The following is a 10,164-nucleotide window of genomic DNA, read 5'->3' on the forward strand; positions in this document are numbered from 1 at the left end:
TAGTCCACTACACTAATTAGAAGGAAAGGAGACAAAAGTGAGCTATAGTGACTTCTATCCGCCGTTTAGAATAACAGAAACTGACCGACCCCGTACGCCGCCTGGACTTCTTAGTAAGAACGAGAAAGACCGTTTGATAGAAAAAGGATTTCTCGGGCTTTACCGTTGGTACATGGCGCGCTCACAAGAAAAGCGAAACTGGAATCCGGATAAGTCCTTTAGCTGGACAGAAATGCAGAATAGTTTTTCTGATGATTTGATAACTGTTCTGCAAGGATTCTTTGCGGTTGAATGGTTTGTACCCGACTACACGGACACAGTTTTACGCTCTGTTCGAAAGAGCCACGGTAGAAGCCATTTTCAGCTTCGCTGGGGGTCAGAAGAAGAAAAGCATGCGGACACTTGGCTCAACGCACTTTTGTTTTCAAGAAGGCGAACCCCTGAATTCCTAGAAAAATACAAAAACGACCTGAGAAGCAACGAATACAAACTTCCCTGGGACAATCCTTTGCATAACATCGTCTACACGGTTTTCCAGGAACGTGCTACCCAGCTGAACTACCTCAACCTGGAAAGAATCGCCCGGGGTAGGTCAAGAAAAGATGTTCACGGCGTTGACTCAGATGATGTACTCGCACAAGTCGCAAATACAATTGCCAAGGACGAAGTCGCTCACTACCACTTTTTCCTTGAAGGAGTCAGACTTTTCCTTTACTACTACCCTGCCCAAACCCTAAGCGCGATCAGGGATGTCGTAGAGAACTTTGCCATGCCAGCGAATGAAATAATTCCAAATTGGCACGAGTTCGAAGAAACGGTCTACCGCTATGGAATCTATGGTCCCCGAGAGTTTGCCCGTGATGTAGTCCAGGTTGTTTTTAACAATCTAGGAATAGAAGGCAGAAAAGCTCTGGCGCGAGGGATCAAAGAAACACGTCTGGTGCCCGATCCAGATGGTAATCTACAACAAACTGCCATTTGGGACCTGTTTGATTACGGCGTAGTGGAAGGAGATGTTCAGCGTCTTCATAAAAGAATAGCTAGATATGAATCGGAGATCGGTTTTAGTGAAATAGATCCGACCATCTTCGTACCAAACCCGGAAATACCTAGTTAACCTTTCAAGAACATTGAGGCAGCCCGTTTTGGCTGCCTCTAATTATTTGGCTGTGCTGAGATTCTAACCTTTCTGTGCCCAGGGTCGGACTCGAACCGACGACCCTTTGTTCTTCAGACAAATGCTCTAGCCAACTGAGCTACCTGGGCTTATTTAATTTTACAAATTTTCTTCTGTGGTATTTTCTTCACTGCCGCCACCGGAACTTGCTTCTGCTTCTTCCGAATTGTCAAAATTATCAAGAAAACCTTCAAATGCTCCGGATGCGTCTGCATTCATTTCATCACTATTTTCAAGTGTTTCTTGAAAACTCTCAAAGAAAGCTTGCATTTCGGCAATATACGGCTGAGCCAAATAGTAAAGAAGTACAAATAGGCCTATAACCACCAACCAACGCACAACTCGCATTAGAGTTGCCATACGCTGCGCGCGTTGCATCTTCTCTAGCATCCGATGGTTTTCCTCGGTTAGCCGCGCAGTTTTTACCAATAATTCTTCTAGTTCATCTGGCTCCACGTACAAAATTGTAGCTTAAAAAAAGCCAAAAGTGAAGTGCTGTTTTGAGTTTTTGTTGTTACCATTTTCTCCCTTTGTTACCGCCGATATCTGACATCTTGAGCAGATATTGACATATATATAGATATATGTTATATTTTTAATAGTTTGGGATCGTCTTGGTTCCAAATATGTACACATACAAATAAAAAAGTTGGAAGGAAGAGGTGGAACTGTGGACTTCATCGCGACGCATTGGTACATTTGGGCCGGATTGCTCATTTTGAGCTTTGGCTACGTGGTTGTCCATCACATTCTTGTATATACGCCACCTACGCCGAGGCTGTCGAAGAAACAGTTGGACAGAGAGCATCTGAAGGACTTTCTAGCGATGCTTGTTGTGGCCGTTTGTCTCAGTTTGTTGATCATTGCCAACCGCATCGATCCACTGCTCTAGCCTCGCGTTACCCTTTGCCTCGCGCAGATATGTCTTCTGCGCGGGGCTTTTATTTTCGCTTCGCTCAGTTTGTGCCCCCGGTAGGAAACTCTCCTTACAGGAGCGGTACAGATTTCAAATCGTGCTCGCAAAGCTCCGCACGATATATTCCCTCCTTACAGGAGCAGTACAGGTTGTCGATAGTTTGCTTCGCAAGCTCTCAAACTATCTGGCAACCTTCTCAAACAGTCCCCCGGACTGTTTGAGCTTTTCGATTCCTACGCGCGAGCAAAGAAATTTGCTCGCTCGTGGTCACAAACCTTTCGCTTCGCTCAACTTGTGCCCCCGGTAGGAATCGAACCTACATTTAGACGTTAGGAGTGTCTTGTTCTATCCATTGAACTACGGGGGCAAGACGCTACCACTATACCACAAACACCGCCCAAAGGCGGTGCTACAAGGATAATTTAGATGTTGCTCTGAGCTTATGACAAAAGCTCTTCTAACTTTGCTTGGTTGAAACCAACCATGATCTCATCCCCTATCATTATTACCGGAACTCCCATTTGACCCGTCTTCTCGATCATCTCTTTTTGTTTTTCTACATTTTCTGAGACGTCGTAATCTGTGTATTCAATTCCTTTGTCTTGAAAGTAGTTCTTGGCCAAATTGCAAAAATGACAAGTTGGGGTGGAGTATATAGTTACATTTTTCATTATATTTATGTGTGATTACTTATAAGCCCAAATAGTATATCACTAGTAGGCCCATAAATGTAAGTATTTACATAAATCTAATTTGTTATATATTCCACAGAGGAGGTTGCCATGGGTAACGAAAAGGAACTTTTGAGTAACGTCTTGGGAGTATTGGTCGTCATTACATTTGCCTGTCTTGTTGCGTTTGGTGTTCCTTACCTCATCTACGAGACCATTCCGTGGTTATTCTGGATGTTGGCGGGTATATACGCACTCTCGATCATTTCCATACCGATCATGATCCTAGACGTTAGATACGAGAAAAAAGAGTAGGCGATTCATTTTAATGGATCGCCTTTTTCTTTTATCTAACTATTTTCATCTATTTCCGCGATACACTGATCGAATTCTTCTGTCTCTGTCCAACCACATTCCCCATCCGCTTGCCGCTCGCAAATGGCCGAATCATAACAGGCATATTCAGGTCGCCATTCGCAACTGGTTACCACATTCGGATCGTCCGAGCAGATCTGTCCGGAACATCCACCCACATAGCACGTGCTATCTTTTCCAGCTGATTCTGAAGAAGAAGCTACTTCTATGGGAATAAACATCTGATCATCATTTTCCGGTAATCCGGAAGCGTTAGCTCGATGTAAAACCAACCTAGCTTCCCCAGAGTAATTACCTTCAACTTCTATTTCAGCCGTAAATGACACAAAATCTTCGGTCATCCAATCTCCACCGGCAGTGGCGTACGTTTCGGCTAGAATTTCTCCGTCTTCATTTTCTACTGAAACGGGAAAAGTAGCCTCAAAGAACCAGTAGCCACGCGCCTGACCTTCGATAGTAAAATTACTGCCTACTTCTTCGCCCGGTCTCGGAGAAGAGACTCTTATAAGATCATGTTTGTCCATCTCGTTTCCTATGTCTCGCGTAAACGTTTCTCCCCCGGGAACGCTGCACTGTTCCGGATATGACTCCATAACAGGATACCCCGCCTCCACACATTCTTCAAAAGAGGTTATAGTTTTATTTTTTCCTTTATCACCTTTTTGGTTCGCAATCGCATATATACCAACGATCGTCAATACAACCAAAGCAACTAAAAAGGTGACAGTTGTTATTGTTTTTATTTTCATACATACTTACTGACGATTTAACCGTCCGCATTCTTACCACTGGCAACCAATACTACCGCTCTACGTTCTATTTTATTTGAATTTTCTTCCGGAGCTATTTGGGAGAGCTTAACTCTATATCCAAATGCGTTAATCACACCACCCTCTGTCAGAGTGACTATTTCTACGTCGCCTTCGCTGTGTTTCAGAGAAATTTCGGCACTCTGACAAGATCCCCCCGCTTCACAGTCAGAACGAATTACTATGTCTTCAAACCTGACCACCATATCTTCAAAAGTCTCTTCTGAATTAAGTACTATATCAAAGGCCTTATCATAAGAATAAAAGCCATCGCTTTCATCACCTTCTTCAACGCTCGCACTTTCCACTGTGTGTTCCGGCGCTTTTTCTTCTAGACCGGCTGCCTCACTCTCCGGCTGAACATAGAGAGAGATCGCTAAGCCAGATAATAGAACGAGAACAAAAAGAGCAATTGATAAAGCTACAGAGTATTTTATTTTCATTCCTCAGAAAATTTATTATAGATCCTCTGCGCTTCTTCACTTCTCGGTTTGACGAACTTCTCTTCCAAACTTTGTTTTATCATTTCGATCAACTTGAGCGCGTGTTTGTGGCTATAATTACCACGGAAGTTTTCCTCTATTGACTCTCTTTGTTTTTTAGGGATCCTGCGAACCACCTCGTTGTTGACATAGGAAGGCGAGAACACATACACCTCACTTATATCAAACTTCTTAACAACTCCTTTTAGTTTCTCTTCAAGCTTGTTCAGAAAATGATTTACTTCTTTCTCCTCCTCTTCTTCCGAAGACCTTCCCCTGACTATCGCTCCTCCTACAGAGCGGTGCTGAATTCTTTCTCTGGTATCTCCTTCGAGTTCCTTGGGGTCTATTTCGATGGCTTCGACTTCTCCTACTTCGCCATCACTGGCTACATAAAGCTTCGCGGTTTCTTTTTCGGTAACAATTAATAAAGCGTTCTTGTTTTCGAATTGTGGCAGCGTACTTTTTATCTTCATATTTATATTATAACATTTACTGCTAGTTTTTATGTCTCTTCATAGTTGCCGTTGGCTGGCGTTTTTTCTTTCAAAAGATGAGTGGTCTTTTCTATATCTATTTTAGCGTGATCTTCGTAATAAATTACATCTTCATTTCGTATCACTATAGCTTGTGGTGATTCATGCACTATCCCAAATGTCTCGCTAATATAGTCAGATACTCCCTTTGCGTCCTGTACGACAAGCACGAACATTTGGCTTTCTATTTCTTTGTACTTTTTCTCCAAGTCTTTAAACTTTTCATAAGCTCTCTTACTCTGCCCGCAAATGTTACTGGTTTTAAGGATCAAAATTACCGAATCATATGAATCCGCTAAGGCGACAAAAAGATCTTCTTTGGTTTCTATTAATCGCATCGCACTATATTATAACCTTGATACATAACGAGAGATAAGAGCTCCTATTAAAATGATCATTGAAAAGAGATAGAGCCATAACAGTATAGCCACCAAAAAGCTCGCCGCGCCGTATAGAAGTAAGGCCTCAGAGAACGCAAAATACAACCCGAGCAAATTATTCAGTAATAAGATAAGTACAGAGGCCGCGAATCCACCAATAAATGAATCCAGCCACGTTACGCTACGCCTCGAAAAAAATCTATATGAACCTCCCAAAAACAAGCTAAGTAAAACTAATACCAATATAGCGCTCAGTGCTCTAATTGTTGCACCCGACACATTGTAATCAAAGAAATTTTCAGCTAATTCTATACCTGTAGTTAAAACAAGTCTCGCTACGAAAAGACCTATTATAAAAAAGAGAAAAATGATCATATAGGTCGAAGAATAGAGGTTGTTGTAGAGAATGTTCTTTGTTGTCGAATTTCCTTCAATCGAAACTGAAAAAACTTCAAAAAGAGATCTTTGCAAAGCCCGGAAAAATCCTGTCGCCGCGAATACAACCAAGAGAAAACCGGCAACCGCTACCGCAATATCAACTGTTAAATTATCGGCTCTCTCGATCACTTGTTCAAAAAACACACTGGCTCCGCTTCCAAAATATCTAAGAAAGAATTCTTCGATACCAGACTGAGCAAACGAACCAAACACAAATATACTGGCTAATGAAGTAATTAGAATTAATATCGGCGCCAACGCGAAAAGAGCGAAATACGCGAGCGCGGCAGATCTTTCAGCGATCCTAAATTGGAGAAAAACTTTCGCTGCCTTTGTAACAATATTCTTCACTGAAACTAACAGTCTCATACATACATAGAATATCACGAAAGTATTTCTGGATATCAACAAAACCCCAAAATACAAACAAAATCCGAGATCAAGTCTCGGATTTTGTTTTAGATTTCAGTAGTGTTCAGCAGTTACTCCCTGTTCTCGATTGGCTTTGCAAAATCAACCTTTAGCACTCGTCCACCGAATTCCTGTCCATTCCACATATCCAGTGCGGCTTGTGCTTCCTCTGCGGTAGACATTTCAACAAAACCAAATCCACGTGATCGACCAGTTACTTTATCCGTAAGGATAGTAGCTGATTCAACGGTTCCAGCCTTTTCAAAGGCCTCCTGGAGTTCTTCGTTTGTTGAAGCCCAAGGGATACCGCCAACATATAGCTTTTTGTTCATGACCTCTAACTAATTATATTTTTTCGTAAGTCGACTCACTTCTAGAGGGGTTAAAAACCGAACTCTCAAGAAACTTACTTGCCACCAGTATACGAAAAAATATACAAATAACAAGAGAATTCTTGTTAAATAACTTATCGTCCTCTCTTCCAAATACCAGGATCAATCCTGGTCGTTCATAAGTACTAGACCGCCATAAAGACCACCGTGATCTTGAAGTTCACCCTTTTTTATTTCCGGGACATCGGTAAATATTTTCATAACATTCTGCAGTTCTGTCTTCACTGCCTCTATAGGGATGGAGGGGTCTCCAACTATCATCGGACCTCCGAGTATCAACACCTCCGGCGACCAGTGCAAAATAGAGTTGTGTAAACCTACTGCCAGATCTCGCGCGGCTTTATTCCAAACCTCTTTATCAGTAACTTCATACGGCTCTACGTCGAAACGTCTCTTAAATGCCGCACCTGAAACCAGATCTTCAAGTGTCTCTCGGGTTTCAATATTCAATATTTGGTGCCCCGGCTCAAAACCAAATTTTCCGTCATCAAGTCTACCGTCAATAAATCTAGACCCACCGACACCGGTACTAACCGTCATATATACTGTGATCTTGTATCCTTTACCCGCCCCAAATATAGACTCTCCAAGACCAACAACCGAAGAGTCATTGTCAGTAATTATTCGCGCGCTCGAATGCTTAGCAAACTCTTCTTTTACATCCAAACCGACCCACTCTTTTAAATTTGAGGAATTAACTATTTTAGTCTTCTCTTCATTAAAAACAGCAGCGATCCCTCCTGCTACCTTTTCTATAGATTCGCCACGAGCCACTTCAAGAGAAAGCTCAGCGAGAAGTGCCACACCTTCTTCCGGATTTTGAGGAGTAGCTACCGAAAGCGGCTCGCTAAAAGTCTCTTCGCCGGTAACTCTTGCAACTCTCATTTTACTGCCTCCTATATCAAAAACTATGTTTACCATAATATTATTCTCGTTTGTTTTCTAAGTAGTCTTTATTTAGACACATTATTATTCTAGCAATAAAACAGAAAGTTGTGTTAATGGAAATTTGGCTATTAAGTTGATCTTTCCTGTCAAGTGAATAATCATTTTCACAAATTGACAACTATATATTCAATACGTACCATTTAGTTTGCTCAAACATCTAGAAAGTTGGGCATTATTTTTTATATGGAAAAAAACCAAACAGAAAAGGATATCATTCTATTCGTAGGTGCTCTCACGAAGGGTATTGTACGTAGCATTGATGAATTTAAAAAGAAACATAAAGGTAAATACCGGATTGCACTCTTAAAATCAAACAAACGTAAAAACCCCGACACACCTGAGGAACTTGAAACGTTTGACATTATTCTGACGTGCAACTTTGATTCACGAAAATCAATTGTAAAAGCTCTTAAGCCAATAGAGAGCGACCTTGTTGCGGTTTCCTGCCGTGCGGAATCAAAGATCCCTGCTCTTGCCCAGGTCGTCCCCCACGTCCCCTATCTACGTACTCCAACCTCCGAGTCACTAGAATGGAGCACCAATAAGGTTGAAATGCGCCGCCGTCTCCTGGCCTATGACCCAAAGATCACCCCAGCTTTTACTGTAGTCCGCGACTCAACTAAAAAAACCCTTAAAAAAATTGAAGAAAATGTTGGCTTTCCGCTTGTTATTAAACCTTCTGGCCTTGCTCAGAGCCTACTCGTAACTATTTGTTTTCATCAAGACGAGCTTGAGAAATCTCTCAACCGGGTCTTTCGCAAAATTAATCGCCTTCACAAAGATACTGAGGGTCGTGGTAAGCCGCAGGTACTTGTCGAGCGGTTTATGGAAGGTGAAATGTACTCCGTTGATGCATACATCAACTCGCGTGGCAAAGTATATTTTTGCCCCATGGTTCATATCAAGACTGGACGCGCTATTGGTTTTGATGATTTCTTTGGTTACCAACAGATAACCCCAACCAACCTCTCAAAAAAAAGCATTAGAGATGCTCGAGAAGCGAGTGAGAAAGCCGTTCGCGCTTTGGGGCTACGCTCTTCTACTGCCCATATCGAGCTTTACAAGACTGAGCAGGGCTGGAAGATTATCGAACTGGGCCCACGCATTGGTGGTTTTAGAAACATCATGTACAAACTCTCTTATGATATAGATCATACAGAGAACGATATTTTTATTCGTATCCCAAAGCAGCCCAAAGTACCGCAGAAGAAGCTAGGCTATACTGCCGTACTCAAAATTTTCGCAGAAAAAGAAGGGACGATAACCTCAATAAAAGGAATAAAAAAGCTTAACGGACTAGAATCACTTCACCGTTTTAAAACCAACAAAAGGATTGGTGACAAGGCTACTTTTGCTAAACATGGCGGTAAGAGTATCTTTAACATTACCCTATTCAATAAAGACCGCTCGCGTCTATTGGCTGATATTCGACGCATTGAACAAGGTGTTAATATTGAAGTAAAATAGAAACATGAAACATATATTGATCATAAACGCCTCACGCAACTTCACCAAAAGAATGGTGAGGGAGTTTGATGCAGCTAACGTAACAAGTGAGCGTATTCGTTCACGCGATAGTATATTTATTATCTCAGAACCTAATTCGATTGATTTATTCTGTCAAAACAAAAAGATAGACCTAGAGAACACTAGCGTTTTTTTACGACTACGTGGCCATGATTCACACTTCGCTTCTCTCATTGCCAAAGTATGCCTACACAAAGGTATACCTATCAATGACTTAGTAAGCGCTGAACATACCTCCTCTAACGAAAAGGTTTCGCAAACTGTTCTTCTCGCTCTAGAGGGCATACCTACACCCAAATCGATTCTTTGCACTGACGAATCGTTTATTAAGAACCAGGAAACGATATTGAGTTCTATGCCATTCCCTTGCGTTCTAAAAGCCGACGGTAGTCGCGGGCAACGTGTATGGCAAATACGCAGCCTGGAGCTTCTTAACAAACTATTATTTAAATACAATGAGCTCTTTGTACTTCAAGAGTACATACCCAACACCTTTGATATTAGGGCATTAGTCTATAAAAACGAAGTTCTTGGAGCTATCAAACGCTCCTCAACAGACAACTTCTATAACAATGTTGCCAAAGGTGGCACTGTCTCCGACATTGAATTAACAGATGAAGAAAAAGAGTTAGCTATTGCATCATGCAAAGCCTGTAGCATTGATTTTGGAGGAGTTGACATCGTTCGCAGTGAACGAGGACCGTTAGTCCTAGAAGTAAATCACGGCCCACAAATTGGAGGCTTTGAAAAGCATACGGGTATGAATATACCCGCCACAATCGCAAGCCGCATGATCGAGTAGGCGCTTCTAGATAAAACCCGGGACGAAGCAGTCTGCGCTAATTGTGATGCGCATCTGGTGTATGTTTTTCCGGACGGACCGCAAGACAAAACCGGGCTAAGATAACCGCATAAACTCTTGGCATCATTTTTTATACCTAAAGAAGACAACAGCACAAGCCCTACTTTCTCTGAAAGATAACAACTCGCTCACCGTCATCATATATACGATCAAAACCATACCTATTCTCTATCCACAAAAACGTCTTATCTGAGAAGAAGCCTATATGAGTTGGATCACGTAGGTAGTGCCAGTTGGGCA

The 10,164-nt window shown here is 42.0% G+C and carries 13 protein-coding genes, 2 tRNA genes and 1 pseudogene; 5 read left to right on the forward strand and 11 right to left on the reverse strand.

Annotated features, from left to right (window positions below):
- Window positions 1–133: 133 nt before the first annotated feature.
- Window positions 134–1,117 (forward strand): acyl-ACP desaturase, encoded by a 984-nt coding sequence (locus tag U5L75_00560; GenBank protein MDZ7726059.1) that lies wholly within the window; start codon window positions 134–136, stop codon window positions 1,115–1,117.
- Between the two features lie 75 nt (window positions 1,118–1,192).
- Here the strand turns inward: U5L75_00560 and U5L75_00565 are convergent.
- From U5L75_00565 to U5L75_00580, 4 genes are all read right to left on the reverse strand, one after another.
- Window positions 1,193–1,266: transfer RNA gene (locus U5L75_00565), tRNA-Phe, on the reverse strand.
- A gap of 10 nt (window positions 1,267–1,276) precedes the next feature.
- Complete coding sequence (locus U5L75_00570) at window positions 1,277–1,639, reverse strand: hypothetical protein (protein ID MDZ7726060.1); 363 nt, start codon at window positions 1,637–1,639, stop codon at window positions 1,277–1,279.
- A gap of 749 nt (window positions 1,640–2,388) precedes the next feature.
- Window positions 2,389–2,460 (reverse strand) — tRNA-Arg (locus U5L75_00575).
- A 73-nt stretch (window positions 2,461–2,533) separates the two neighbouring features.
- On the reverse strand, window positions 2,534–2,764 hold the full coding sequence (locus U5L75_00580; protein ID MDZ7726061.1) for a glutaredoxin family protein: 231 nt from the start codon (window positions 2,762–2,764) through the stop codon (window positions 2,534–2,536).
- Window positions 2,765–2,875: 111 nt separating this feature from the next.
- Here U5L75_00580 and U5L75_00585 point away from each other — a divergent pair, with 111 nt between their 5' ends.
- On the forward strand, window positions 2,876–3,079 hold the full coding sequence (locus U5L75_00585; protein MDZ7726062.1) for a hypothetical protein: 204 nt from the start codon (window positions 2,876–2,878) through the stop codon (window positions 3,077–3,079).
- Between the two features lie 35 nt (window positions 3,080–3,114).
- Here U5L75_00585 and U5L75_00590 read toward each other — a convergent pair whose 3' ends face one another.
- The 7 genes from U5L75_00590 to U5L75_00620 all read right to left on the reverse strand — a co-directional run bounded on the left by U5L75_00590 (window position 3,115) and on the right by U5L75_00620 (window position 7,508).
- Complete coding sequence (locus tag U5L75_00590) at window positions 3,115–3,888, reverse strand: Gmad2 immunoglobulin-like domain-containing protein (protein MDZ7726063.1); 774 nt, start codon at window positions 3,886–3,888, stop codon at window positions 3,115–3,117.
- A 17-nt stretch (window positions 3,889–3,905) separates the two neighbouring features.
- Window positions 3,906–4,391 carry a hypothetical protein gene (locus U5L75_00595; protein MDZ7726064.1) on the reverse strand — a complete coding sequence of 162 codons (486 nt, stop codon included), beginning with the start codon at window positions 4,389–4,391 and terminating at the stop codon, window positions 3,906–3,908.
- Window positions 4,388–4,906 carry a hypothetical protein gene (locus tag U5L75_00600; protein MDZ7726065.1) on the reverse strand — a complete coding sequence of 173 codons (519 nt, stop codon included), beginning with the start codon at window positions 4,904–4,906 and terminating at the stop codon, window positions 4,388–4,390. The genes U5L75_00595 and U5L75_00600 overlap by 4 nt, the downstream gene beginning before the upstream one ends.
- Before the next feature lie 29 nt (window positions 4,907–4,935).
- On the reverse strand, window positions 4,936–5,304 hold the full coding sequence (gene ytxJ, locus U5L75_00605; GenBank protein ID MDZ7726066.1) for a bacillithiol system redox-active protein YtxJ: 369 nt from the start codon (window positions 5,302–5,304) through the stop codon (window positions 4,936–4,938).
- 9 nt (window positions 5,305–5,313) lie between these two features.
- A complete protein-coding gene (locus tag U5L75_00610) occupies window positions 5,314–6,153 on the reverse strand; it encodes a YhjD/YihY/BrkB family envelope integrity protein (GenBank protein ID MDZ7726067.1) in 840 nt (279 codons plus the stop codon).
- Window positions 6,154–6,266: 113 nt separating this feature from the next.
- Window positions 6,267–6,527, reverse strand: a complete 261-nt coding sequence (locus U5L75_00615) for an RNA-binding protein (protein MDZ7726068.1) — start codon at window positions 6,525–6,527, stop codon at window positions 6,267–6,269.
- Window positions 6,528–6,689: 162 nt separating this feature from the next.
- The gene (locus tag U5L75_00620) at window positions 6,690–7,508 is read right to left on the reverse strand and encodes an ROK family protein (GenBank protein MDZ7726069.1); all 819 of its coding nucleotides are present in this window, start codon (window positions 7,506–7,508) and stop codon (window positions 6,690–6,692) included.
- A gap of 210 nt (window positions 7,509–7,718) precedes the next feature.
- Between U5L75_00620 and U5L75_00625 the strand changes: the two genes are divergently transcribed.
- The 3 genes and pseudogenes from U5L75_00625 to U5L75_00635 all read left to right on the forward strand — a co-directional run bounded on the left by U5L75_00625 (window position 7,719) and on the right by U5L75_00635 (window position 9,969).
- Window positions 7,719–9,002 carry an ATP-grasp domain-containing protein gene (locus tag U5L75_00625; protein ID MDZ7726070.1) on the forward strand — a complete coding sequence of 428 codons (1,284 nt, stop codon included), beginning with the start codon at window positions 7,719–7,721 and terminating at the stop codon, window positions 9,000–9,002.
- Between the two features lie 4 nt (window positions 9,003–9,006).
- Window positions 9,007–9,864, forward strand: coding sequence for an ATP-grasp domain-containing protein (locus U5L75_00630; GenBank protein MDZ7726071.1), 858 nt, complete (start codon window positions 9,007–9,009; stop codon window positions 9,862–9,864).
- A 24-nt stretch (window positions 9,865–9,888) separates the two neighbouring features.
- Window positions 9,889–9,969, forward strand: a pseudogene (locus U5L75_00635) (peptide-methionine (R)-S-oxide reductase).
- The last annotated feature ends 195 nt before the right edge of the window (window positions 9,970–10,164 follow it).

Source organism: Candidatus Campbellbacteria bacterium, assembly GCA_034521025.1.
Taxonomy (GTDB): Bacteria; Patescibacteriota; Minisyncoccia; order Phycocordibacterales; family JAXHMZ01; genus JAXHMZ01.